The organism is Microvirga makkahensis (assembly GCF_009830105.1).
Taxonomy (GTDB): domain Bacteria; phylum Pseudomonadota; class Alphaproteobacteria; order Rhizobiales; family Beijerinckiaceae; genus Microvirga; species Microvirga makkahensis.
Genome location: NZ_WURB01000002.1, coordinates 217696 through 243252, shown reverse-complemented (window position 1 = coordinate 243252; position 25557 = coordinate 217696). Strand labels below are relative to the sequence as shown.

Below are 25557 nucleotides of genomic sequence, written 5' to 3'. Positions count from 1 at the left end.
CCTCTTGAACCTCTAGCCGCTAGAGGTCGTAGTCTCCGCGCAAATAGGATCGAATCGGAGTTGCGTCAATGACCGACCGCCTGCGCTACCGCGTCGAAGGCATGGATTGCGGAAGCTGTGCCCGCAAGATCGAGACCGCGCTCAACCGGGTGCCGGGCGTCTCGGACATCGCTATCAGCACCACCACCGAGACCCTGCGGCTGCGGGTCGCCGAAGCCGGCACGGGCGAACTGGTGGAGACGGTGGTGCGCAATCTCGGCTACGGCATCACGCCCCTCACCGAGGGCACTCATCATCATGATCACGCTGCCGACGGCCCCTGGTGGCGCTCGGCCAAGGGGCGGCTGACAATTCTCTGCGGACTTGGCCTCGCCCTTGCTTGGGGGCTCGCCACTCCCCTGCCGGGCTACGACGCCTGGCTCTACACCGCCGCCATGACCATCGGCCTCGTGCCGATTGCCCGCCGGGCCACATCGGCGGCTGTGGCCGGAGCGCCGTTCACCATCGAGACCCTGATGACCATCGCCGCGCTCGGTGCGGTGATCATCGGCGAAACCGAGGAGGCGGCCATCGTGGTTCTGCTGTTCCTCGTCGGCGAGTTGCTTGAGGGCGTTGCCGCGGGACGGGCCCGCGCCAGCATCCGGTCCCTGTCGAACCTCGTGCCCAAGACCGCCTTCGTCGAGCGCAACGGCACCCTGGAGGAGGTCGCAGCCGGCAGCCTCGTGGTTGGCGACGTCATCGCGATCCGGCCTGGCGACCGCGTTCCAGCGGACGGTGAGATCCTTTCCGGCGAGAGCGCTCTCGATGAGGCTCCGGTGACGGGCGAGAGCACCCCGAAGCGCAAGGGCGAGGGCGAGACGGTGTTTGCCGGCACCATCAACACCGACGGCACCCTGCGGGTGCGGGTGGCCGCCGAGGCCGAGGACAACACCATCGCCCGCGTGGTTCGCCTGGTCGAGGAGGCTCAAGAAGCCAAGGCGCCGACTGAGCGCTTCATTGATCGCTTCTCGCGCTACTATACACCGGCCGTGCTGGTCGTCGGCGCCCTTGTCGCGATCCTGCCGCCGTTGCTGGCGGGTGAGCCCTGGGGCGAGTGGGTCTATAAGGGATTGGCGGTCTTGCTGATCGGCTGCCCCTGTGCCCTGGTGATTTCGACCCCGGCGGCCATCGCGGCGGGCCTCGCTGCGGGCGCACGGCGCGGGCTGCTGATCAAGGGCGGAGCGGTGCTGGAAACCCTCGGCAAGGTCACGACCGTTGCGCTCGACAAGACCGGTACCCTGACGGAGGGGCGGCCCAAGGTGACCGACGTGGTCGCCCTCGGGGAGGCCAGCGAACGCGACGTCCTCGAGGACGCGGCGGCCCTCGATGCTACGTCCTCTCATCCCATCGCCAAGGCCATCGTGGCCCGGGCGCAGGCGAGCGGTGCCGAGGTGGCGCCTGCGGTGGGTGTGATGGCGCTTGGCGGCAAGGGCGTGAAGGGGCGCTTCAAGCGACGCGGCCTGTTCCTGGGCTCGCCCAAGGCTGCGGCCGCCGTCGCGTCGCTCCCGCCAGAGGCCGAGGCGCGGATCGGCGCCCTGCAGGAGGAGGGCAAGACCGTATCGGTCCTTCTCGTGAACGACACGCCGGCCGGGCTGATCGCAGTGCGGGACGAGCCCCGGGATGATGCCTACGAAGGTCTCAAGGCGCTCAAGGCCCGCGGCATCGCCCCGGTGATGCTCACCGGCGACAATGCCAGAACCGCGGGCGCCATCGCCCGCACCCTCGACGTCGAATCCCGCGCCGACCTGTTGCCGCAGGACAAGCTGAGGATCGTGAACGAGCTCAAGGCGCAGGGGCAGGTGGTGGCTAAGGTGGGCGACGGCATCAACGATGCCCCGGCACTGGCCGCCGCCGACGTCGGCATCGCCATGGGCGGCGGCACCGACGTGGCGCTGGAAACGGCGGACGGGGCGGTGCTGCACGGACGCGTGCTCGATATCGCCCGCATGGTGCGCCTGTCCCGCGACACGATCGGCAACATCCGCCAGAACATCACGGTGGCGCTCGGCCTCAAGGCGGTGTTCCTGGTCACCACCATCATCGGCATCACCGGGCTCTGGCCTGCCATCCTGGCCGATACCGGAGCGACCGTGCTGGTCACGGCCAACGCCATGCGCCTGCTCGGAGCCGGACGGAACGTATGATGCCATCGGCCGGGATGCGGGGGATCTCCCCGCATCCCTGAAAGCCACGCCGGTTGATCAGCTGTTGGAGGATCGCTTCTGAGAGGCGGCTTCCAGTTGCGGCCGCAGGGCGTCCAGGTTGTAGCCGGCGGCCGAAGCGGTCTGCAGGATCTCGTTGGCCGAGAGCCGGTCGCTGGCGGCGAGCGCCCACAGGGTGGTCGAACGCGTGCCGGTTCGGCAGAAGGCGAGGGAGGGCTTCCGGCCCTCCGTGACGGCTGCTCGGAACGCCTCGACCTGATCGTTGGACAGCTGGCCCGGCACGACCGGGATGTGCCGGTAGTCTAGCCCCAGGCGTTTCGCCGCGGCCGCGAGCTCCTCGCTGAGGGGCTGGTCCGGGGCCTCGCCATCAGGGCGATTGTTGATGATGGTCCTGAAGCCCGCCGCGGCGAGCTCCTCGAGATCCTGCTCGGTCAGCTGCGGGGCGACCGAAAGGTTGGGCGTCAGCCTGACGGCTTTCATGCGAGGTCTCCTCTTCTGGTGCATCGGACCCGGAGTAGGTCCACTTCTGGAATCCAATCCGATGCTCCACTCTTTGAACAGCGCATCGTTTGGTGCGACAAACCGGGTCCACTTTTCGCACGTTGAGCTAATGGGTTGAATTGCTGGACCCATTTCTCCAGGGTAGCGAGATTGGCAAGCCCCGCCTGCCGGGCCATGGCCGATCCGTGCTTGAGCACGAAGAGGGCTGGAATGCCCTGAACGCCGAGCCGCCCGGCCAGTTCCGGCTCGTTGTCCACGTTGACCTTCACAAAGCGTGCCTTCGGCTCCAGTTCCTTGCCGCCTGCTCGAAGATCGGCGCCATCGCCGGGCAGGAGCCGCACCAGGGGCCCAGAAGTCGGCGACGCCCGGAATGTCGCTGCGCTCGGCGTGACGCCGGAAGCGGGCGCTATCGAGCTCGAGAGGATGCCCCACAAACAGCTTGGCCTTGCAGCTGCCGGACACCGCCTGTTCGACGTTCCGGTCCTTCGGAAGCCGGTTGACCGCATCGCAGCGGGGACAGACGACCCGAAAGGATTTTGTCATGGACCCTCCCCTGTATTCGGACCTCAGATCAGGTTGAGGCTCTTGACCAGCATGTAGACCGCGACCACGAGGATCAGGCTTGCGAACATCGTGTTGAGCGCGCCCTTCCTAGTAGAGAGATGTTTGGCCGAGCGGGCGCCGAGAAGCCCGCCCAGCACGCCACCGCCGATGAACAGGGCGGTCAGTGTCCAATCGACGAGGCCCGAGAAGGCATAGTTCGAAGCGGTGGTGAAGCCGAAGGCCGTCACGGCCACGAGCGATGAGCCCACGGCGTGGAGGATCGGCATGCCGGCTGCCAGGATCAGCCCCGGCACGATCAGGAACCCGCCACCGGTGCCAAAGAGGCCGGAGAGGGCGCCTGTCGCCAAGCCGATGCCGGCCAGCCTGGGGAAGCTCCCCGGCTGAGCTTCACGGCCGGCTCGCCGCCGCCCGAGAGCTTGCGCAGCATCAGGGCGCCGACAACCAGCATCAGCACGGCGACGAGCGCGAGCAGCTTCTGTCCTCGACCATCCTGCCAAGGGACGAGCCGCCGAAGGCTCCGATCACACCCGCCATGGAGAAGCTAAGTGCGCAGCGCCACTTCACGTTCCTCACGTGAGCGTGGTTGGCGAGGTTGGCAGCGACGTTGGCCGCCACCGCGATCGCGCTCGTGCCGATGGCCACGTGCGGATTGGTCACACCGACGAGATAGACCAGCAGCGGCACGGCCAAGATAGAGCCGCCCCCGCCCACGAGGCCGAGCGAGAAGCCGACAAGGGAGCCCGAGGTCAATCCGAGGATGCTCCGGGTGAGGGACAGGTCCATCGGAATCTCCTGGTCTAGCGGCGGTTCGGTTCGTTCAATGCGTCCGGCGAGGTCGGGCCTCAGGCATGCTTGAGCTGGCCATGGACGGACCGGTTCCAGGGAGCCTTCCTCAGAATCCGCGCCATGCCGCAGAAGCCGGTGATCCCGGCCACCATCAGGCCCGCGCCGGCAAAGGCAGGGACGGCAAAGAACCAGGGCGAAACCAAGAGGCCCAGCAGCGTGCCGAACAGGGCCGTGCTTCCGGCTCCGGTCTGCACCTGGCGCTGAAGTTCGAGCGGCTGGCGGCGGTCGACGGCGACCGGCAGGCCTGCCTTCCTCCAGGCAGCGATGCCGCCCTGGACGATGAAGGCCTCGCGGGCGCCGCCGACTTTGGCAGACAGGCGGTCCGCACTGCCCTGCGTGCGGGCGCCGCTCTTGCGGTGGAAGATCACCGGCTTGCCCTCGTGCAGGGCAAGATGGGCCTCGTCCAGCCTGGACAGGGGCATCAGGCGGGCGCCAGGGATCTTGTCGCGGGCGTGTTCGTCGGCCTCGCGGATGTCGAGGAGAATGGCGCCCTGATCGAGCAGGCGCTTGGCCTCGGCGGGGGTGAGAGTGGGAAGCGTCATGGTTCTCTCCAGGTGAGACAGGGTCTCAAGCGCTGCGGCAGAAGAGGCCGTGCAAGGTGGCAAAGAGGTCCTCGATCCGCGGATCGGTGATCCGGTACCAGATCGTCTGGCTCTCGCGCCGGGTGGCGACGATGCCCTCCTCGCGCATCCGGGCGAGATGCTGCGACAGGGCCGACTGCGACAGCGCCACGGCGTCGGCCAACGAGGTCACGTTGGACTCGCCCCACTCCACGAGCTTGCACAGGATCATCAGGCGCCGCTCGTTGGCGAGGGCCTGAAGGATGTCCGCCACCTCGGCGGCCTTCCGCGCGAAGATCTCAGGGTTGAAGGTCGGGGTGGCCACTGCCGAGTTCCTGTATTTTCCCTTATGCTTATTTAGATATATCTAATATAACGTCAACCGCAACGACCCGGCAAATTGCACGGAGACACCCCACCATGTCAGGCGAACCGGGCATCCGGGCGTTCTTCGACGGGCCCACCTAGCCTGTCAGCTACCTTTTCTCCGATCCGGCAACCAGGACAGCGGCGATCATCGATCCCGTTTTCGACTGCGACCACAACTCGGTCACGGTCGACACCCGCTCGGTCGAGGACATGCTCGCAGCCGCCGAGGCGGCGGGCTGCACTGCGCAATGGGCGCTGGAGACCCTGCCCATGCCGCCCATCTCTCGGGTGCGCCCTACGCCAAGTCCAAGAGGGAAGCGAAGATCGGCGTCGGCGAGCACATCACCAAGGTGCCGCGCATCTTCCGCCCGATCTTCAACGTCACCGATCTCGACGCCCGCGGCCGCGACACCGGCCACCTGTTCAAGGACGGAGAGCGCTTCAAGATCGGCGAATTCGACGTGGAGGTGATGCACACGCCCGCCCATACGCCGGCGGACATCTCCGGCAAGGTTGAGAACGCGGTGTTCGCGGGCGACACGCTGTTCATGTGCCATGACTACAAGGCGCCGGGACGCGACACCTACGCCTGAGAGGCCACGGTGGCCGATGAGCGGACCAACGTGCATCTGAAGGACGGGGTTACGGAGGAGGAGTTCGTGGCCATGGGCTAGGCGAGCGACGCCACGCTTGCGGCGCCGCGGCTGCTTCGGCCCTCGATCCGGACCGACATCTGCGCCGGCAAGTTCCCGCCCGCCGAGGCCAACGGCGTGCGCTACCTCATGATTCCCGTCAAGCTCGAAGGCGGTGCCGAGCAGGTTGTCTGATCAAACCCGGCGCCGCTTCACCTGAGCCTGCGGGATACCATGCATGCAGGATACTCTCGGTTCATCAGTCGATCCTGAGACGTCGCATCATCGGCGGAAGACCCGGGAGGGCCGTTGCGCCACCCCTATGTGGGCCGATCCTCATTCGCGCTCGACGGAAAGGGCGGTCGCCACCATTCCACCGCAATGCTTAACCAACTTGGATCGGCGGGAAAATATCTTGCCGATTTCCAATGAGGATCATCTGAATGAACCGAGGGACCATTGAAGAGTGGGTCGCATATGTCCAAACCGTTCCCCATCGCCTCAGGAGTGCCTCACTCCGTATGAAAGCCCAGACCCGGGAGGCCGAAACGCGTCGTGTGCAGCCGACCTACGCCTTTGAGGTGTTGGCCGACCCGATTTACATCCTGGCGGCGATCACGCTTGGATTTCCGGCACTCGTGCTGATCCTGGTCGTCGGGATGAACCCTGGCGTCCAGGAGGGCGTCTTCATGACCCTTCTGGCAATCCTCGTCATCGCAGCTTTCGTGGTTGCCGCCATTTTTGAGATCAGGAGGCTCGCGGACGGCTCAGTCGCATATCCGGAGCAGGAACGAGAGAGAAGCCGGTCTTCGTGATGCATTCGGGCGGCGAGCGGCTGCCGATTGCAGGGCCGGGTGGCATCCGTTCACCGGGTGGACGGACGGCCTCCCGTCCGGAAGGTTGCGACACGATAGAGATACCAACCGATGATCAGCACCACCACGGCAGTCGAGATCGGGTTCAGGTAATCGGACACGAGCTCGTACTGACTCTGAAGCAGATATCCGGCGCCAGCGAGTAGCGCGGTCCAGAGCCCGGTGCCGAGGGCAGACCAGGCGAGGAAGCTCGGAAGCGGCATGCCGGCGATCCCGGCAGGGACCGAGATCAGCGTCCGTACGGTCGGAATGAGGCGACCGAAGAATACGGCGCCCGCACCATGGCGGGTGAACCATTCGTCGGCACGCTCGACATCCGCCGGGGACAGCGTCACCCACCGGCCATGCCGCGCCGCCAGATGCTTCAGGCGCTTCAGGCCCAACCATTTCCCAATGTAGTACCAGAAGACGGCGCCCGTCAGGGAGCCGGCCGTGCCGGCGAGGATCACGATAGCGAGGCCGAGCTGGCCTCGCGCGGCCGTGAAGCCTGCCAGCGGCATGATGAGCTCGGACGGAATCGGCGGGACGACGTTCTCGGCCAGCATGAGCAGGAAGATGCCGCTATAGCCGCTCCGCACCACAAACCCCGTGATCCAATCAAACATGCGGTTGCTCCCTGAAAGGCTCGGACAACAGCCGAGTCTGGGGCGGCCGCTCCTGAAAGAGCGGCCTGGAGGCGGGCCTCCTGCTCCGGCGGGAGGGAAGAGCGCAGGACCCGCCCGTGAAACCGCGACAGCTCACCCAGCACTTTCTCCGGCTGCGCCTTGCGCACCAGCACGAACAAAGCCGAGGTGTTCGGTTGCAGCGTCTCGGTGATCTGACGGATGAAGGTGTCATCGATGCCGGATCGACCAGCGAGCCCGACAATGGCCCGCTTCCTGCCCCGACGAGGCCGCCCACTGCCATGCCGGCGAGCGGGTTGAGGAACAGCAGGCCGACGAGCGAGTCCCACAGGGCTCCGGACAGGCCGCCGGAGGCTGCCTCGACCCCGATCAGATTAATGCTTTGCTTCAGATTGACCTTGCCGTCCGGCTGGCGGATGGCCGCCACCGCATCCTCCAGGTCGATCAGGTACTCCCGCCGGAGCCGCGCCAGTTCTGTCAGCACGCGGTCCGCCTCCTGCGTGTTGTCAAAGCCGACAGCAACGAGCTCCGCCATCGTCGTCCTCCTTGGTCATCGGGATGAGGGCAGTCCGTGACAATCCCGGATACACCGTGAGGTTCCGCCTCCCGACGGCACCGCAACCGCCTCCCGGTCAGAGATCACGGGCAATCCGCCGGAGCACAGATCGGCTCAGCCCGTTCGCCTCCCGTGCCGCACGGTATCGCCCTCATCGCCACATGGCTGCCAGCCTGACGGCGGCTTTACCCGACGGCTTCTGATCCTCAGGCTGAGCATCCCGACGGAATGACGTCAACTCCGGCCACTCGAATCTTTTCGGCACGAACCCTTAGGGCCGCATGATCTGCATCCTGACAGCGTAGCGAACCAAATCGGGCAGCGATTTGAGCTCCCGCTTCCGCATCGCAGCAGTCCAAGGCGTCCCCACGGTCTTGACGCTGAGATCGAGGAGGTGAGCAGTCTGCTTGTTGCTCTTGCCCTCAGCCAGAAGCTGCTCGATTTCACGCTCACGCGTCGTCAGACGCTCGGTCTCCGGGCGGAGGAAGGTTGCTTGTCCTCCTTTAAGAAAGCAGCTTCGCGGGGCACGCTCGCAGTCCCGAATCTGGCGTTCGGCTGCGCAGCGAGCCGCTGACCGGAAAGTTGCCACACACGTTGAAGAGCCGTCCAATCCAATCCTGATAAAGTCTTGAAATCTCCGCAGAAACACTTATCGTACTGATTGGTATGCTACGTGGCCGCAACGTCTGTCATCTATTCGCCGTTTCGGCCGCAGGATAGGAGAACCATGGGCCGCCACCGCGAATTCGATCCTGACGAGGCATTGCGCATCGCACTTCAGGTCTTTCGACGTCAAGGTTACGAGGGTACCTCCATCTCCGACCTGACGGAAGCCATGGGCATCACGCGCCCTAGCCTCTATGCTGCCTTCGGAAACAAGGAGGATCTCTTCCGCCGGACCCTTGACCTCTATGAGCGCCGGCACCTGTGCTTCGCGCACGAGGCCCTTCAAGCCCCGACGGCGCGGGAAGCGGTCGAGCGGCTCCTGCGCGGCTACGTCGACGTTCTGACCGATCCTATGAACCCTCCCGGTTGTCTCGGTGTGAACGGAGCTTTGGCCTGCAGCGAGGCGAGCGAGCCCATCCGCGAGGAGCTCATCGCCCGCCGGATGGTCAACGAGAACAATCTGCGCGACCGCTTGGAGCATGCACGCTCCGACGGCGATTTCCCCGGCAATGAGGATCCCGCCGATTGGGCCCGGTACGTCGTGTCGATCGGCCTCGGAATGGCGGTCAGGGCTGCATCGGGTGCCTCGCGGGAGGAACTCCACCGTGTGGTCGACGTCGCCATGCGGAGTTGGCCGAGTGTGTTGCGCTGAGGCCTGGATCTCCCCGTTCCTCAGTTCGACACTCTGTTTCTCTCTTCGACCGTCAGGCTGATCGGAATGGCGGCGGTTCCAAAGCTTACATTCGCCTCGACTTCTTCACCCGGCCGAAGATCTTCGGTCAGCCCGTCCACCTCGATCCAGAGCACCTCTCCATCCACCGACAGGACTTCACCCGGAGCGACGGAGATCGAGCCCAAGATGGTCGTGCTCCCGTTGCCGAGAGAGGCGACAATCCGTGACTGCCCGGCATGGGCTACCGCTATTCCTCCGAACGAAACCCGCTCCGCACTTCGGTTCTCCAGCAAGAACGTAATCCGCGTCCAACCTCCCGCCTTCGCTGGCGGGACACGCACGTCGCTCAAAACAACCTCGTTCGTGATCCGGTAATCCTCCTCTGCCCACACTTCTTCCGAAAAGATGCCTGCGGCGAGAAACAATGCGGAAACAACGACAAATCGAAGGCTTCGCCAAGACCGATCCATGGAACATGTCCAACTCGTCTAACAGGAGGAGGCGAGGGCGCTGCCAGAGGCGGCGTCCTCGCGCTCGTTCAGTTCACCAGTTCCTTCACCGGGAGCACATTTGTGTCCGAACCCGAATTCTCCGGCTGAGGCTGATGCTGGAGACGGCGGTTCCCCGCCAGTCGGCGGACGAGGACGTAGAAGACCGGTGTGAAGAACAGGCCGAATGCCGTCACGCCGATCATGCCCGAGAACACGGCCACACCCATAGCAGCCCGCATCTCGGCCCCAGCTCCGGTCGAAACCACCAACGGTACGACGCCCATGATGAAGGCGAGCGAGGTCATAAGGATCGGCCGCAGGCGGAGGCGGCTGGCCTCGATCGCCGCTTCGATGGGAGTGCGCCCCTCGTATTCGAGCTCGCGGGCAAACTCCACGATCAGAATCGCATTCTTGGCCGACAATCCGACCAGGACGATGAGCCCGATGCGCGTGAACACGTTGTTGTCGCCCGTCGTCAGCCACACGCCGGCCAAGGCCGCAAAGAGTGCCAGCGGCACGGTTAGGATGATAGCCACGGGAAGCGCCAGACTCTCGTACTGCGCCGCAAGGACCAGGAAGACAAGCAGAATGGCAATCGGAAATACCAGAATCCCTGAATTGCCGGCCAAGATCTCCTGATAGGTCAGCTCGGTCCACTCGGCCCTGAAACCTTTCGGCAGGGTCTCGGCCACGATCTGCTCGATTGCTGTCTGTGCCTGACCTGAAGAGTATCCTGGAGACGCCTGTCCGTTAATGTCAGCTGAGAGGAATCCGTTGTACCGCATCGCGCGCTCCGGCCCGACACTTGATCGGATGTTCAACAGGGCCGTTAGAGGAACCATCTCACCCGAATTCGAGCGCACCTTCAGGAAGCCGATATCCTCCGCGCGGCCCCGGTACGGTGCATCCGCCTGGACCCGCACAGAGTAAGTCCGCCCGAACTTGTTGAAGTCGTTCACGTAAACCGAGCCGAGATAGATCTGGAGAGTGCTGAACACATCAGAGATCGCAACTCCGAGCTGGCGCGCCTTGGCCCGGTCGATATCCGCATAGAGCTGAGGGACGTTGATGGAATAGCTTGAGAACAGTCCCGCAAGCTCGGGCGCCGTCGCGGCTCTGGCCAGGAAGTCCTTCGTGGCCCGGTCGAGCGCCTCATAGCCGAGACCGGCCTGGTCCTCGATCTGCAGCTTGAAGCCGCCGATCGTACCCAGCCCCTGCACCGGGGGAGGAGGAAAGATGGCGGTCACTGCCTCTGTGATGGCGGCGAACTTCTGATTCAACTGACCTGCGATCGCACCGGCACTCAGGCTCGGATCCCGACGGTCCTCGAACGGCGCAAGAGTCAGGAACACGATGCCGGCGTTCGAGCTGTTGGTGAAGCCATTGATCGACAGGCCGGGAAAAGCGACGGCGTGCTCGACACCTGATTGTTTCAGAGCGATGTCGGTCATCTGCCGGATAACACTCTCCGTCCGGTCGAGGGTCGCGGCATCCGGCAGCTGGGCAAAGCCGACCAGATACTGCTTGTCCTGCCCCGGAACGAAGCCGCCGGGCACAGTCTTGAACAGGATGCCTGTCGCCCCAAGCAGAACGACGTACACGAACAGCATCACGGTCTTTGTCGCGATCGTCCGCCTCACGCCAGTGCCATAGACATCGGCCCCCCGATGGAAGACCACATTGAAGCGGCGGAACAGCCAACCGAACAGCATGTCCATCATCCGGGTGAGTCGATCCTTCGGTGCATGGTGATCGCGAAGGAGAAGGGCCGCTAAAGCAGGCGAAAGGGTCAGCGAATTGATCGCCGAGATTACCGTCGAGATGGCGATGGTGACGGCGAACTGCTTGTAGAACTGCCCTGTAAGACCGCTGATGAACGCCAGCGGGATGAAGACTGCCACCAAGACCAATGCGATGGCGACGATCGGCCCGGAGACTTCCTGCATCGCCCGGTAAGTCGCCTGCCGAGGGCTCAGCCCTTTCTCGATGTTCCGCTCCACGTTCTCGACCACCACGATGGCATCGTCGACTACGATACCGATGGCCAGGACAAGCCCGAATAAGCTCAGGGCATTGATGGAGAAGCCCAGGACCTGCAGGACCGCGAACGTGCCGACGATCGAGACTGGGACGGCAGCCAGAGGAATGATGGATGCTCGCCAGGTCTGCAGGAACAGGATCACCACGAGCACCACCAGGAGCACGGCCTCGAGGAGTGTATGAACCACCGCATCAATCGAGGCCCGCACGAACTGGGTCGTGTCGTAGACGATCTGAAAGTCGATGCCTTCCGGCATGTTGGCCTTGATGTCCGCCATCTCGGCGCGAACCTTGTCGGCGATCTCGATGGCGTTCGACCCTGGCGCCTGGAGGACCGGAATAGCGACCGCCGGCTTGTTGTTCAGGAGAGACCTCAGGGCGTAGTCGGCCGCACCCAGCTCGATGCGGGCGATGTCGCGCAGGCGGGTGATCTCTCCATTGTGACCCGTCTTGACGATGATCTCGCCGAACTGTTCCTCATCCTGGAGGCGCCCTTGGGCGTTGATCGACAGCTGATGATCGACCCCCGGCAGTCCGGGCGAGGCGCCGACGACGCCCGCGGCCGCCTGCACATTCTGGGCGCGGATCTCGTTGACGACGTCGCTCGCAGAGAGACCGTGCTCAGCAATCTTCTGAGGGTCCAGCCAAATGCGCATCGAGTAATCGCCCGATCCGAACAACTGGACCTGACCTACGCCCTGAATCCGAGCAAGCCGGTCCTTGACGTTGAGCGCTGCATAGTTGCGCAGGTAGGTGACGTCGTAACGGCTGTCTGGCGAGAGCAGGTGAACCACCATCATCAGGTCGGGCGAGCTCTTGACAGTGGTGACGCCCAGGCGTCTCACTTCCTCTGGCAGCCGGGGCTCAGCCTGCGAGACACGGTTCTGCACAAGCTGTTGCGCCTTGTCGGGATCGGTGCCGAGGGCGAAGGTTACGGTAAGCGTCAGCACGCCGTCTGTGGTCGCCTGGCTGCTCATATAGAGCATGTCCTCGACTCCATTGACGGCTTCCTCGATCGGGGCTGCCACGGTCTCCGAGATAACTCTCGGATTAGCACCCGGATACTGCGCGCGGACGACGACCTGGGGCGGCACCACCTCGGGATATTCCGAGACTGGCAAGACCTGTAGAGCAAGCAAGCCGACCACGAAGATGAGCACGGACAAGACCCCGGCAAAGATCGGACGGTCGATGAAGAAGCGGGAGATATTCATGGCGTTGGCCCTCAAGCCCGTGGCACGCGATCAATTCGCAGTGGAAGCGGAAGAACCCCGTGTATGAAGTGCGGCGGATTTCTCTGGCGCTTCGGGTTGGGGTGCGATCAGGGCACCCGGACGGACTTTCTGAAGGCCATCGACGACGATCCGTTCCCCCGGGTTAAGGCCGCTGGTAACGATGCGTCCCCCATCCACGGCAGCCCCGAGCTTGATCTCGCGGTAAATCGCCTTGTGGGTCGGATCGACAACGAGAACGTACTTCTTGTCCTGGTCGACCCCGATGGCCCGTTCAGGCACGACCACCGCCGGCGTCGTCTTGGCCCGGCCCAGCCGGACGCGAGCGAACTGGCCTGGCATCAGGCGGTCGTCGCCATTGTCGAGCACCGCCCGTACCCGAACCGTGCCACTGGCGCTGTTGACTGTATGATCGATGAGCTGCAGCTTGCCGCGCACAACCTCGGCGTCCGGTCCTGAGCGCATCTCGACAGGGATACGGGCAAGATGATCGCGCCGGTCGCCTCCGGTCGGTAGCGTCTCAAGAGCCCGCTGCACGGCGCGCTCATCCGCATCGAAGCTGACGTAGATCGGGTTGGTCGAGACGATTGTCGTCAGAACCGGTGCGCCGGATCCGCCATCGACGAGGTTGCCTGCGGTCACCTCGATCTTCCCCACCCGTCCCGATATCGGCGCGCGCACCTCGGTGTAGGACAGGTTGAGGCGCGCGGCCTTGGCGACAGCATTGGCGGCACTCACGTTGGCCTCAGCCTCACGGACGTTGTTCAATCGTGTGTCGAGGTCGCGTTGGGCGATGGTCTGGTTGGCGGTCATTCTCAAGCCGCGCTCCAGCTCACTGCGCGCAAAGGCAAGATTGGCCTCGGCCGCGCGGACCTGAGCCTCCGCTTTCTCGACCTCTGCAAGGTACGGCGCAGGATCGATCGTGAAGAGCAGGTCGCCTTTCCTGACCAGCGATCCCTCGCGAAAATGAATCGACTCGATGGCACCGGGAATCCGGGGACGCAGGTCGACCCGCTCGATCGCCTCAAGACGGCCCGAGAACTCCTCCCACAGCGAAACGTCGCGCCTGTCGATTGCGGCGACAGTCGCGGGCGTGGCGGATGGCATCGGCCCCGTGTCACTGCTTCGGGTGGCCGTGCTGCCGAGCAGAGCCCAAAGTGCGACGCCGCTCAGGATCACGCTCGCGGTGCCGAGGGAGGTCAGGAGCCGGGTTCTGGAAACAGCTTTCATGGTGAAGTCGCTCACTCAGAGATTGATCCAGCACCTGAAGAGCACCAGATTCGTACCACTCGGTATAATACCGGTTGGTACAATTTAAAAGAGGCGACCTGAACTTTTTATATCGATCGGTACGCAAAAGAAGGCCAAAGGCTCTGCCGAAGCGACATCAACGTGCGCTGGCGCACACGCTGTCTCGCCGTCTGTACCCTTCGACATGCGGCAATGAAGATTAACCGCCCATGGGAAATTCCACGATTCCTAACGTCGGCACTCGAGGGCTCTGCGGTACGCGCCGGGAGACGGCTCACCACAGACCGATCCGGCACGAGAGGAAACCCTCATCCGTCCTGAACGGGACCTGGTTCGTCGGCTCATGCTGAGCGAACCACAAAGCGGTACTGACATCCCAGCGCGAACTCTCCAGTCAGAAAACAGTTCTGGTCGTGCGTGCTCTGTCCGATGAAGGCCGTGTTTGGGGCAGGCAAGGAAATCCCCTGCCATTCACGAACGTTCGGTATTCGCGGCATTCGGCAGAAGGGGCCGCCGGCCGACCCTCTAGAATCCGCGAAAGCTTGAGAAATTTGGCTTTTCTATAAAATTTTCTTGCCTGATAGGAGCACGAATATTGGGTGTCATGCATATTAGGCGCGGTCCAAGGCATCTGGCCGCAACTTCTCGGTCCTCGATAGATGTTGCAGCGCGTACGCCACGGAGAGGGCATCGTCGAGCGCGTCATGCCCCTGCAAGGGAAGGTGCTCGACGCCATAGTAACTCGCCAGCTTGTTGCTTGGAGGCTTGCCGATATCCTCGATCGGCATCCCGGCCGCGATCATGAGCGTGACGGCGTTGCCAAACCGATAGGCTGGAATTGACGCTGGAATGCCTGCGACATAGCAACTGATGGCCACAATGTTAAGTTCGTCCTTTCCCCAAGACCAGAACCGCGCCCCATCCGAGAAGCGGTCTACCCTCGAAAGGGCCTCCGGCAATGGCAACCCCTCGGTCAGGATGTTATCCTCAGTGATGCCGGTCAGTCTGGTGAAGAAGGGTCGATTGGATAGCTGTTGCCAAATCGGTCAACCGACTGAACGTAGGCTTTGAACGTATCCGTGAGCGGGAAGTCGCCCTCCAGTCCGAGCTTGACCGCACCAATTTGTGCGATCACCGGGTCGGGATCGTGAGCCGCGCACCAGAACCTGCTTTGTGAACCCTGGACGCAGAGAAACTCGCAGTCGACAACGATGGCCGTTTTTATGGTCGGGTTTCTGCTTCTTTGCACGCGCCTTGGCAGTGTCACCTTAACTTACGTTAGAGGACAAGCCGTATGATCCACTGGCGTGCCCAAGTCATCAGCTTCAACCGACACCTCTACCCGCCTCAGATTATCGCCGATGCGGTGCGGTTCTATTTTCGCTATTCTCGGAGCTTGCCGCTGGTCGAGGAAGGGCTGTTGGAGCTGGGCGTTCACATCTCCAATGTGACGGTCCGCCGTGGGGCCGCCAAGCGGGAAGTCATGCGAAAGGTCGCTCGCTGGCCGCACCGGGCCTTGGACAACAGGGTCGAGAATTCGCATGTTCCGTCGCGAGGGCGAGAGCGGGCGATGCAGGGCTTCCGGTCGCCGCGAGGCCTCACCGGATCATCAGGGTGTTCTAGGCCGTCAGCAATCTCTTCGTGCCGCCCAACTCCCGCCGCTCCGCCCGGGTGAAATGGAAGAGGATGGCCAACCGTGCCGCCTGAGAGGCTCACGCGGCGAAATCTGCCCAATTCATACGGCTTCAGTGAACGTGACATCGCCTTGCTGAGGCGCCGTCAAGTTGGCCGGAGGGTGATTGGGATCGAGGCAAAGGCGAGGGATGTAATTGTCTCATCGCACCCCCTACACCTCATCGCTTTCCGGCATTGTGGGCTCCTTGGTTCCTCGTCAATTCTCTCGATCAACCTGATCCAGTTCCACCCAGTCAGGTCAGAGGAGACCGCCATCTCAAGACGAATACCCGCCTGTCAATGAGGATTGCCCCTAAACGCTCCGTGACTGCCCCTAGAACTCAGACTCTCCTTCTGGAACAGCTTGGAAGAGGACAAAGGCGACACGGGGCTGCATCGCGGGAAGGGTCAATAGGTCTGCTCGTAGAGGGCGCATATCTCCTTCTCGGTTTTTCCATCCAGAAATGCAATCTCGCCCTGTTTATGCTTGAGGTACACGTCGGCGAAGCCCTCGGGGAACCAACCCGTCACCGTGTTGTTGGCGGCGAAGCGTTCCAGCGCTTCCGGCAGTGACTGGGGCAGGCGGACGTAACCACGCGCTGTCAGCTCATCCGGATCGAGCTGCGAAAGGTCCTCGGTAGTCGCATCCGGTGTCGGCAGCCCTTCCTCGATCCCTTGCACGCCGGCATGGACGATCGCCGCAAGCTGTAGATGGGGACTGGCGGTGGCATCTGCGGCTCGGAACTCGAAGTTGAATTGGGCTGCCTTGGTGATGTCGCTCAGCTCGGATACCGGGCAGATCCGGACGGATGCCTCACGGTCCCGGAACCCGAGATTGTTGAAGGCGGCACTCCATCGATGCGGCGTCAGCCTCAGATAGGAGACCACGCTGGGCGCAGTGATGGCGACGATTGAATCCAGGTATTTCAGGATGCCTGCAATGAACTGACCCGCCACCCTGGTCAGCTCGTGCCTGCCGGCAGGATCCCACGTCGCAGGCGTGTCCCTCTCGAGAAAGCTGAGATGAATGTGCACACCATTGCCGACTCCCGCCGGATCACGGATCGGGGTGAAGGTCACGTCCCGACCAGATTGTGCGACGATGGCGCACAGCAGTTCACGCAGGATCGTTGAGTGATCAGCGATCGCCACGCCGCGTGTTGGCCCCATGGTGACCTCGTATTGGCTCGTGCCGTACTCCTTCATGAAGGTGTCTGGCTCGAGACCCGCAATGCGCATGGCCGCTACCAACGTTTCAGCGAACCGCCGTTCGGCGCGGAAGCCAGCGGTAGAGAAGGCAGGGTTGAAGGCGCTCGAAGCATTGCGGAATTGAAACTCGTGCTCAAAGGCACCGAACAGAGTGAGACCGGTCACCCTCTCCAGCCGGTCCAGGGCTGCCTTCAGGATCGAGCGCGTGCAGAACTCCCAAGGCCTGCCGTCGGTATGGCGAATGTCGCCCAGAGCAAAGTGCTCGACGGCATCGTCTCCGATCTCGACACGGATCCGAGCCGTCTCGTCCGGAATGAGCACCAGATCTCCGAGCGAGCCGAACGGGCTCTCGGCGATCGAGTCGAAACAGGTGATCTGTACGTTCGTCGGCGTCCAGCCGACGCCGCGCTGTCCGCGCTTGTCGAACTGGACTGCCGGAAAGGCTTTGCCTCGGACCTTGCCCGCCAAATCCGTGCAGCAGGCGATGATCATTTCCTCACGCGTCATCCTGTTCCCCGTTCTTTAGTATCGGCGGCGAGAGACGCAATTCATCCCAGGCCTCAATCCGCTTTCTCGTCGCCGGCCAGTCGGCCTGCGAAACCCTGACGATCAACGCCTCCACGAACGCCACGGCGCAGACGGCGGTGTCCCACGCCGTGTTGTTCTCGATCGGCAGCGCGACAACATGATCACTGTGGCGCGCGATAGGCGACATCCACTGGTCGGTGATCAGCACGATTGTCGGGCGGCGCTTGGCCATGACGATCTCGGCGAGCCGGGCCAGATCCGGTTGATAACGGCGGAAGTCGAATAGAATGAATACGTCCTGCCTGCGCATGCCTAGGATCTGATCGGGCCAATGCTCCGGATTGGGCGGCAGGTGATGGACCCGCGGCCGGACCTGCCTCAGGTGCAGGGACAAGAGACTTGCTATGGCGTCGCTGATGCGGCCGCCAAGCAGGAAGATGCTGCGAGCGGGATCCGACAGCAGTTTCAGAATGCGATCGAACTGCTCCTGCGGAACGGCGGCAGCCATCTCAGCAAGCAGGATCGAGGTGCGCCGGGCATAGTCGGCGAGGAAATCTGCATCCGCGGGTTTCTCCGTGGCCTTCAGATCGAGTGGCGAACGACGGCCCTCGCGGAGCTCGCCGATCAGCTGTCGCTGAAACTCCTGATAGCCCGCGAAGCCGATCTTGCTGACGAAGCGGGTGATCGACGGAGCGCTCACCCCGGTCCGCTCGGCGAGCTCCTGAATCGTCTGGATGCCGCTGAACGGGTAGTCAGCCAGCACCGCATTGGCGATCTTCCGCTCACTGGCCGTTAGTTTCGCCGTCTCACGCCGGATCGTCTCACGCACTGTCATCAGGCTTTGCGTTCTCACTTGGACTCACCGGCATTGCATTATTAGTCATGAAAAATATTAGTCAAATCTAAAAATGGCATTGACTGTGATCAAAATATTTCTTTCACTTTGAGTAGCCCTATTCCGGTCAGCTGTGATCGGCAGGTTCGAGGCAGATGTTGCAATCGAATGAAATCCTGACGGCATTGTTGTCGCCCCGTGATCCTCTGCCTGTCGAGGTCGTCAATGGCGAAGGCCGGTCGGCCATTGTTTTATCCTGCGAGCACGCCGGCCGGGCCATTCCGGAGAAGCTCCGCGATCTGGGCGTGCCGCCAGCCGACATGGAGCGCCATATCGCTTTGGACGTCGGCGCCGAAGAGGTATCTCGGCTGCTGTCGGCCCTGCTCGACGCACCGCTTGTTCTGCAGCGCTACAGCCGCCTGGTGGTCGATTGCAATCGGCCGTTCGACGCGTGGGACTGCTTTCCAGTCGTGAGCGACGGCACAAGGATACCCGGCAATGAAGGGCTCGGTGAACGGGACCGGCTGCAGCGCTTCGAAGAGATCCATCAGCCTTTCCACCGCGTGCTGGCCGGGGTGCTGGATCGTCGTTCCGGTACGCCCACGTTCCTCGTCTCCGTGCACAGCTTCACCCCGCAACTCCTCGGCGGCGCGACGCGGCCCTGGCATATGGGCGTACTGTTCAATCGCGACAGGCGGCTTGCAGACCGATTCCTCGCGGAGTTCAGGGCGCGGAATCCAAACATACCCGCAGCCCCCAACGAACCCTATTCCGTTGACGACTTTTCCGATTACACGATCCCGGTCCACGGCGAGAGACGTGGCCTGCCGCACCTGCTGCTCGAAATTCGCAACGACTTGATCATGGGCCGGGATGGTCAATCTCGCTGGGCGGATCTGGTCGTCGAAGCACTTGCCGCCGCAATCACAGAGGAGATGTAGTTCCCCCATGGCCCATGATTTCCCGACCACGCGCGAGATTCCGCTGGATCCGCAGGCGTCCGCATTGCTGTTCATCGATGTGCAGAACTTCTCGGTCCGCCGGGAAGGAGGCGAGTTCAAGGATGTGCCTGAGGCCGATATCACCGGCAAGTATGGCTATTATTTCGAACGGCTGAAAACGACTGCGATCCCCAACATGCAACGCCTGCAGAAGGCTTTCCGGGCGGCGGGCATTGAGGTTCTATATACCACCATCGAGAGCCTGACCAAGGATGGACGCGACCGCAGCCTCGACTACAAGATCACCGGTTTCAATGTGCCTAAGGGCTCATGGGACGGCAAGGTGATCGACGAGATTGCGCCCTTAGACGACGAGATCGTGCTGCCGAAGTCGTCGTCGAGCGTCTTCGTGTCCACGCATATCGACTACTTGCTGCGCAATTTAGGTGTGAGGCAGCTGGTCCTGTGCGGCCTGGTCACCGATCAGTGCGTCGAGTCGGCGATCCGCGATGCCTGTGACCTCGGCTATCTGGTGACCCTGGTGCCGGACGCGTGCGCCACCTACACCCAGGAGCGTCACAACAATACGCTTCGTGCCATCAAGGGTTACTGTCGCCAAGTATCGACCGACGCGCTGATCGCCGAGATCTCCGCCTAGCCTGCCGTGGTCGGCCCAGTAAGAGGAAGGGAGGAGGCAGATGGCAAGCTCCGAAGCTGGAGTGAGGGCTGCATGGACAGCGCCTGACGTCTCGATCAGCCGCTGGGACGTCTCCGAGGATCGGCCCGGAGTCATCGGAAGCCTGGCAGGCAGTAGTGGCGAAACATCAGGATTGCGCAGTCTCTGAAAAGATCCTTTGATGGATATGCTGTTTTTGATCATCGTGCTCTCAAGGATTTCGTTATCGTCCCAGGAGCCAATGCGGGCAGCGGTGATCGGAAGCGGGTTCACATCGCACGATGATCTGATGGCGGAAGCAAGAAGAGGGAACTAGAATGAATGCTAATCTGACGAGTTTAATTGGAACGGTCGCGACAGCGGTACTCCTGACGGGGACAGCCGCACAGGCGGCCGGAGACAAGATCATGATCGGCGGTGCCCTGTCGCTGACCGGGGTTCAAGCCCCTCTCGACACACCCGGGTTCAAGGGAGCGCAGGTTGCGGTCAAGTACCTCAACGACAACGGCGGGCTTCTTGGCAAGCAGATCGAGTTCGTCAACATCGACGGCAAGTCCGATCCAGTCACCGTTGGCAATGTGGCAGTCGAGTTGATCGACAAAGGCGCCGAGATGATCCTCGCCCCTTGTGATTTCGATTTCGGGAGCCCAGCGAGCCGAGAGGCACAACAAGCGGGCATTGTCGGTCTGTCAACCTGCGCATCTGATCCTCTCTACAGCGCGTGGACGCTGGGTGACAAGCAATTCACCCTCTCCATGTGGAACACCACGATGGGCGCCGTTGCAGCCGACTACGCCAAAGAAAAGGGTTGGAAGACGGCGTACGTCGTGACGGACCAGTTCATCGCCTACACCAAGTCCCTGTCCAAGTACTTCGTTGCGCAGTTTAAAGCCAACGGTGGTGAGATCCTCCTGGAAGATACCTACACCAATGGCGATAACAACTTCTCGGCTCAGCTCGCGCGCCTGAAGGCGCTCGGCAAGAGGCCGGACGTCATCTTCGTTTCCTCCTATGGGACGGATATCGGGATGATCATCCGTGCGCTTCGCGAGGTCGGCTACGATGCGCCGGTTTTGGGCGGAGACGCCTACGACGACCCGGCGCTGCACACTGCCCTTGGCGAGAAGATGGGCAACAACGTCTTCTTCGTCACACATACCTGGATGGGGCCGGAGGCGCATCCGGACATGCCGAAATTCATTGGGCTCTACAAGGAAATGTACAAGGAGGATCCCGATACATCCTTCGTGGCAACGGGCTGGGATTCGATCATGCTGCTTGCCGAAGCCGTCAAGGCGGCGGGATCCACAGAAGGCGATGCCGTCGCGAAGGCGCTGGAGGATGGCAGCTTCAAGCTCCTCACTGGGGAACTCGACTACGGGACGGCCGCAGAAGGTCATGTGCCTAACAAGGCCGCCGTGGTTCTCGAGCTCAAGAGCGGCAAGCCACAGTTTGTCGGCTGGCGCCGCCCCGAGCGCATTCCCGCACCCTGATTTCTATGTTTCCCCCGGAGCCGCCTCCGGGGGAAACTACTACGGCCTGACCGTTGCTGGGTCACCATTATCGGAAAGTTTATGGCGAATCCCTCCCTCGAAGTAGTCGACGTCGCAGTCGAGTTCTCTGGTTTGCGCGCACTGAATGGTGTGTCCCTGACCCTGTCACCGGGCGAGATCGTCGGGTTGATCGGGCCGAACGGGTCTGGCAAGACCACCATGATCAACGCTATCACCGGCCAGGTGCCGCTCGCAGGCGGGCGAGTCATGATAGGCAACAAGCAGATCTCCGGTCTCACACCGCGCGAAGTCGCGCTCCAGGGCCTTTCGCGATCATTCCAAATCGTTCGTCTGTTCAACAACATGGCGGTGCTCGACAACGTCGAGGCCGCAGCGCTTGCGCATGGCAGCAGCCTGCGCGCCGCGCGTGCGAAAGCGCTGACGCTACTCGATGGGTTCAACCTTTCTCATCGCGCCGATGATCTTGGGGGAAGCCTCAGCTATGGCGACAAGCGGCGCGTTGAAATCGCGCGCGCACTGGCAGCCGATCCGGCCTTTCTGCTGCTGGACGAACCTGCCGCCGGCATGAACGAAGCGGAAACGGAAGCACTCCTTCACATTCTTGCGGCGCTTCCGAGAAGTCGTGGCCTCGGACTGCTCATTATCGATCACGACATGAGCTTGATCATGCGGTTATGCGATCGGCTGCATGTTCTTGCCTTCGGCAAGACAATCGCAGAGGGAAGGGCCGAGGACGTGCGCAAGAACCCAGCAGTGATCGAAGCCTATCTCGGATCGGAGGCCATCCGTGCTTGAAGTAGCCGATCTCGAAGTGCGCTATGGCGCAATCCAAGCCGTGCGCGGCATTTCCCTGACGGCGAAGCGCGGGGAGCTGATAGCGCTGCTCGGCGCTAACGGCGCTGGAAAGTCCACTACCATAATGTGCATCGCGGGAGCGCTCAAGCCGGCCGCAGGCTCCATTCGCATTGCCGGCGAAGACGTGACGTCGGCGGGCCCCGAGGCGATGATCCGCAAGGGGCTTGCGACCGTCACTGAAACACGGGACGTATTCCCGGACCTCACCGTGGCGGAGAACCTGATGCTCGGCAGCTATATCCGACGTCATGACCGGGCAGGGGTGACTGAGGATCGGGAGAGAATGCTGACGCTCTTCCCGCGCCTCGCCGAGCGTTCGTCCCAACCAGCGGGAACCCTGTCGGGAGGCGAGCAGCAGATGCTTGTCATTGCAAGAGCGATGATGTCCCGTCCAAAGGTTCTGCTGCTCGACGAACCATCTCTTGGTCTTGCGCCGGCCATCGTCGATCAGATTTTCGAGATGATCGGCGTCCTCAAGCGGTCAGGACTAACCATCGTTCTGGTCGAGCAGAACATCGCCAAAGCGCTTGAAGTGGCCGACCGTGCTTATGTGATGCGCCTCGGACGGATCGCAGCCTCCGGAACGGCGGGCGAAATCAGTGCGGCAACTGATTTCAATGCGGTCTATCTCGGGGGATGAAGACGTGACGTTTGCTCTGCAGTTCCTGATTGACGTGCTCAGCCTGGGCGGCGCATACGCGCTGATGGCGCTCGGCCTCGTCATCGTCTACGGCATTTTGAAGCTCGTGAACTTTGCCTATGGCGAGCTTATTATGGTGGCCGGCTACACGCTTTTTCTGGTTGGCGGATCCGGTCTGCCTTGGCTGGTGATGGCTGCAGTCGCGGTGCTGATGGCGGTCATCGCCGGCATTCTAACCGACTACGTCGCCTTTCGTCCGGTGCGCGCCAAATCGGTGACCGCCGTGCTGATCACCTCCTTTGCATTCTCTACCCTGCTTCAGAATGCGGCGCTCCTCTTCATTTCGCCGCGGCCTCGCAATGTTCCCATGCCGGCGGCTTTCTCCCAGACCGTCGAGCTTGCAGGCGTGATTACACCCGTAAGAAATCTGATCACGATCGCGGCGGCCGTTGTGCTGCTTGGCGTGTTCACCTTCCTGATGCGTCGCACTGTACTCGGTATCGCCATGCGGGCGGCGGCAACCAATTTCACGATGGCGCGGATGCTCGGGGTTCCTGCCAATCTGATCATCTCGTCGGCGTTCGCGATCAGCGGTCTCTTGGCCGGGATAGTGGGAATTCTTTGGATCGGCAGGATAGGAACCGTGGTGCCGGGGATCGGCAATGAGCCCCTGCTCGTAGCCTTTATTGCCACTGTCATCGGCGGCATGCGTAGTCTCGGGGGCGCCGTGCTCGGGGGATTCCTGCTCGCGCTCATCGACACGACTCTCAATTACACACTGAGCCAGGAACTGCTTAAGTTCCGGGATGCCTTCACCTTCAGCCTTGTCATCCTGATCCTGTTGTGGCGACCCGAAGGTCTTCTCAAAGGTCCGGCGACTGGTCAGCGCACCTGAGGCCGCTATGCTCCGTCATCTTCTTACCATCGCAATCCTCGCCGGTCTCGTTCTTCTCCTCGTCGCAGGTGTGGAGGCACTCGGCGTCCGTGTCTTCGACCGCATTGCGACCAATCTCTGCATCTCCTTGGTCCTCGTTCTCGGGCTGCAGATCTTCATGGGCAACTCTGGCATCCTGTCGTTTGCACATATCGGATTCATGGGCGTCGGCGCCTACACCTCTGCCCTCCTCACGATCCCGGCGCAAATGAAGGGAATGGCCCTTCCGGACCTCTATGCAGTGCTGCAGGGCGTCCAACTGCCGCCCTACGCCGCGATGGTCGTGGGCGGCCTCGTGGCAGCGGCTGTCGCGGCGGTCCTGTCCTATCCGTTGATGAGACTCTCTGATGCTGCGGCAGTTATCACGTCATTCGCGCTCCTGGTCGTGCTGCATACGATCATGACCAACTGGAGTAACGTCACCAATGGGCCACGTACATTGTTCGGTGTGCCCCGCGCGACGGATCTCCCGATGGCAGCGATCGCCGCGATCCTGGCGGTCATCACGGCGCTTGCGTTCAAGGAATCCCGCACAGGTCGATTGCTCCGGGCGAGCCGGGACGACGAGATCGCAGCAGGTGCATTGGGCGTTCATACTGCGCAACTCCGGTGGCGGTCCTTCGTGCTTGCCGCCTTCGTCGCGGGAATCGGCGGCGCGCTGTGGGGCCACTTCATCACATCGTTTTCGCCGAATGCCTTTTACCTGCGCGAAACCTTCGTGATCCTTGGAATGCTTGTCATCGGCGGAGCCAATACGGTGACCGGCGCCGTCATCGGCACATTCCTCGTGACCGGCGCCTTTGAAGGGCTCCGGGCCATCGAGGGAGCTCTCAACAGCGCGCGGATCTTCAGCGAGCAGGTGATCGGCATAACGGAAGTTGTTCTCGCTTTGGCAATGATCGCCGTTCTCATCCTCCGCCCGGGCGGGTTATTCCCGACCCGTGAGATTGGTGCACTTTTGGCTCGCAAGTTTGCAAAACGGAAACACGTGTCATGAATTGGAAAACTGCTTACCGCTCATTTTACTACGCCAATGCCGAGGAACCCGCCGATATCCGGCTCAATCCCCTGACGACGGCTCTCCTGGTCATCGACATTCAGAACACATATCTGGAGAACAAGGACACGCCAGAGGAGACGGAGCGCTGGCGTCCCTTCTACGAGCGGATGCGAAATATCGTGATTCCTAATACCGCGCGGTTGATCGAAGAGTGCCGCAGGCGGGGCGTCGAAGTCATCTTCGCGCGTATTGCGTGCCTCAAACCAGACGGGCGGGATCGTTCCCTCAGTCAGAAGAAGCCAGGATTCAACTATCTTCTGCTGCCGAAGGACCGCCCGGATGCGCAGGTCGTGCCTGAACTGGAACCGCGTGAAGACGAGATCGTGGTGCTGAAGACAACCGATAGTGCCCTCACGGGTACGAACCTGCGGCTGATCCTGCACAATATGGGCATCAAGGACGTGATCGTCGCAGGCATCTTCACCGATCAGTGCGTGTCTTCGACGGTCAGAAGCCTTGCGGACGAGAGCTATGGCGTCGTCGTGGTCGACGATTGCTGTGCAGCTGCCACAATGGAGCTGCACCATCGCGAGTTGGAGATCATCAACATGATCTACTGTCATGTCGTGCAGTACGATGAGCTTCTCGGGTTCTTCGAGTGATCCGTCTGC

Annotated in this window: 22 protein-coding genes and 4 pseudogenes; 12 read left to right on the top strand and 14 right to left on the bottom strand. The window is 62.3% G+C overall.

The window, feature by feature from the left end:
- Positions 1-68 precede the first annotated feature (68 nt).
- On the top strand, positions 69-2183 hold the full coding sequence (locus tag GR328_RS04070; RefSeq protein WP_160883239.1) for a heavy metal translocating P-type ATPase: 2115 nt from the start codon (positions 69-71) through the stop codon (positions 2181-2183).
- A 57-nt stretch (positions 2184-2240) separates the two neighbouring features.
- Here the strand turns inward: GR328_RS04070 and GR328_RS04065 are convergent, their stop codons facing one another.
- The 5 genes and pseudogenes from GR328_RS04065 to GR328_RS04045 form a co-directional block, all read right to left on the bottom strand.
- Positions 2241-2681, bottom strand: coding sequence for a protein tyrosine phosphatase family protein (locus GR328_RS04065; RefSeq protein WP_160883238.1), 441 nt, complete (start codon positions 2679-2681; stop codon positions 2241-2243).
- Positions 2678-3043, bottom strand: a complete 366-nt coding sequence (locus GR328_RS27135; protein WP_343039278.1) for a thioredoxin family protein — start codon at positions 3041-3043, stop codon at positions 2678-2680. Before GR328_RS27135 ends, GR328_RS04065 begins: the two co-directional genes overlap by 4 nt.
- Before the next feature lie 225 nt (positions 3044-3268).
- Positions 3269-4049, bottom strand: a pseudogene (locus GR328_RS04055) (sulfite exporter TauE/SafE family protein).
- Between the two features lie 59 nt (positions 4050-4108).
- Complete coding sequence (locus GR328_RS04050; RefSeq protein WP_160883237.1) at positions 4109-4654, bottom strand: rhodanese family protein; 546 nt, start codon at positions 4652-4654, stop codon at positions 4109-4111.
- A gap of 25 nt (positions 4655-4679) precedes the next feature.
- Positions 4680-4997, bottom strand: coding sequence for a metalloregulator ArsR/SmtB family transcription factor (locus GR328_RS04045; protein WP_160883236.1), 318 nt, complete (start codon positions 4995-4997; stop codon positions 4680-4682).
- A gap of 95 nt (positions 4998-5092) precedes the next feature.
- Here GR328_RS04045 and GR328_RS04040 point away from each other — a divergent pair.
- Together GR328_RS04040 and GR328_RS04035 are read left to right on the top strand one after the other, a co-directional pair.
- Positions 5093-5868: pseudogene (locus tag GR328_RS04040) on the top strand (MBL fold metallo-hydrolase).
- Between the two features lie 326 nt (positions 5869-6194).
- Entirely contained in the window at positions 6195-6488 is a 294-nt protein-coding gene (locus tag GR328_RS04035; RefSeq protein WP_160883235.1) for a hypothetical protein, read from the top strand.
- Between the two features lie 50 nt (positions 6489-6538).
- Here the strand turns inward: GR328_RS04035 and GR328_RS04030 are convergent, their stop codons facing one another.
- The 3 genes and pseudogenes from GR328_RS04030 to GR328_RS28500 form a co-directional block, all read right to left on the bottom strand.
- Positions 6539-7153 (bottom strand): DedA family protein, encoded by a 615-nt coding sequence (locus tag GR328_RS04030; protein WP_160883234.1) that lies wholly within the window; start codon positions 7151-7153, stop codon positions 6539-6541.
- A 50-nt stretch (positions 7154-7203) separates the two neighbouring features.
- Positions 7204-7706 (bottom strand): annotated as a pseudogene (locus GR328_RS04025) (DUF1269 domain-containing protein); the annotation flags it as partial.
- 292 nt (positions 7707-7998) lie between these two features.
- On the bottom strand, positions 7999-8316 hold the full coding sequence (locus tag GR328_RS28500) for a response regulator transcription factor (RefSeq protein WP_425487011.1): 318 nt from the start codon (positions 8314-8316) through the stop codon (positions 7999-8001).
- Between the two features lie 138 nt (positions 8317-8454).
- Between GR328_RS28500 and GR328_RS04015 the strand changes: the two genes are divergently transcribed.
- A complete protein-coding gene (locus GR328_RS04015; RefSeq protein WP_160883232.1) occupies positions 8455-9045 on the top strand; it encodes a TetR/AcrR family transcriptional regulator in 591 nt (196 codons plus the stop codon).
- 20 nt (positions 9046-9065) lie between these two features.
- Here the strand turns inward: GR328_RS04015 and GR328_RS04010 are convergent, their stop codons facing one another.
- From GR328_RS04010 to GR328_RS03985, 6 genes and pseudogenes are all read right to left on the bottom strand, one after another.
- Positions 9066-9536 (bottom strand): hypothetical protein, encoded by a 471-nt coding sequence (locus GR328_RS04010; RefSeq protein WP_160883231.1) that lies wholly within the window; start codon positions 9534-9536, stop codon positions 9066-9068.
- A gap of 68 nt (positions 9537-9604) precedes the next feature.
- On the bottom strand, positions 9605-12811 hold the full coding sequence (locus GR328_RS04005) for an efflux RND transporter permease subunit (RefSeq protein WP_160883230.1): 3207 nt from the start codon (positions 12809-12811) through the stop codon (positions 9605-9607).
- Positions 12812-12841: 30 nt separating this feature from the next.
- Positions 12842-14074 (bottom strand): efflux RND transporter periplasmic adaptor subunit, encoded by a 1233-nt coding sequence (locus GR328_RS04000; protein ID WP_343039276.1) that lies wholly within the window; start codon positions 14072-14074, stop codon positions 12842-12844.
- Positions 14075-14691: 617 nt separating this feature from the next.
- A pseudogene (locus tag GR328_RS03995) lies at positions 14692-15305 on the bottom strand (3'-5' exonuclease).
- 857 nt (positions 15306-16162) lie between these two features.
- A complete protein-coding gene (locus GR328_RS03990) occupies positions 16163-17470 on the bottom strand; it encodes a type I glutamate--ammonia ligase (protein ID WP_160883229.1) in 1308 nt (435 codons plus the stop codon).
- Positions 17460-18326 (bottom strand): MurR/RpiR family transcriptional regulator, encoded by an 867-nt coding sequence (locus tag GR328_RS03985; protein ID WP_160883228.1) that lies wholly within the window; start codon positions 18324-18326, stop codon positions 17460-17462. Before GR328_RS03985 ends, GR328_RS03990 begins: the two co-directional genes overlap by 11 nt.
- A 155-nt stretch (positions 18327-18481) precedes the next feature.
- Here GR328_RS03985 and GR328_RS03980 point away from each other — a divergent pair, with 155 nt between their 5' ends.
- The 8 genes from GR328_RS03980 (at position 18482) to GR328_RS03945 (ending at position 25548) form a co-directional block, all read left to right on the top strand.
- Entirely contained in the window at positions 18482-19267 is a 786-nt protein-coding gene (locus GR328_RS03980; RefSeq protein ID WP_160883227.1) for an N-formylglutamate amidohydrolase, read from the top strand.
- 7 nt (positions 19268-19274) lie between these two features.
- Positions 19275-19925 carry a cysteine hydrolase family protein gene (locus GR328_RS03975; RefSeq protein WP_160883226.1) on the top strand — a complete coding sequence of 217 codons (651 nt, stop codon included), beginning with the start codon at positions 19275-19277 and terminating at the stop codon, positions 19923-19925.
- Between the two features lie 425 nt (positions 19926-20350).
- Complete coding sequence (locus GR328_RS03970) at positions 20351-21436, top strand: ABC transporter substrate-binding protein (protein ID WP_343039285.1); 1086 nt, start codon at positions 20351-20353, stop codon at positions 21434-21436.
- Between the two features lie 81 nt (positions 21437-21517).
- Positions 21518-22252 carry an ABC transporter ATP-binding protein gene (locus GR328_RS03965; protein ID WP_160883224.1) on the top strand — a complete coding sequence of 245 codons (735 nt, stop codon included), beginning with the start codon at positions 21518-21520 and terminating at the stop codon, positions 22250-22252.
- Positions 22245-22952 (top strand): ATP-binding cassette domain-containing protein, encoded by a 708-nt coding sequence (locus GR328_RS03960; protein WP_160883223.1) that lies wholly within the window; start codon positions 22245-22247, stop codon positions 22950-22952. Before GR328_RS03965 ends, GR328_RS03960 begins: the two co-directional genes overlap by 8 nt.
- Before the next feature lie 4 nt (positions 22953-22956).
- A complete protein-coding gene (locus GR328_RS03955) occupies positions 22957-23847 on the top strand; it encodes an ABC transporter permease subunit (RefSeq protein ID WP_160883222.1) in 891 nt (296 codons plus the stop codon).
- A 7-nt stretch (positions 23848-23854) separates the two neighbouring features.
- A complete protein-coding gene (locus GR328_RS03950; protein WP_160883221.1) occupies positions 23855-24883 on the top strand; it encodes a branched-chain amino acid ABC transporter permease in 1029 nt (342 codons plus the stop codon).
- Positions 24880-25548 (top strand): cysteine hydrolase family protein, encoded by a 669-nt coding sequence (locus tag GR328_RS03945; RefSeq protein ID WP_160883220.1) that lies wholly within the window; start codon positions 24880-24882, stop codon positions 25546-25548. Before GR328_RS03950 ends, GR328_RS03945 begins: the two co-directional genes overlap by 4 nt.
- Positions 25549-25557 lie beyond the last annotated feature (9 nt).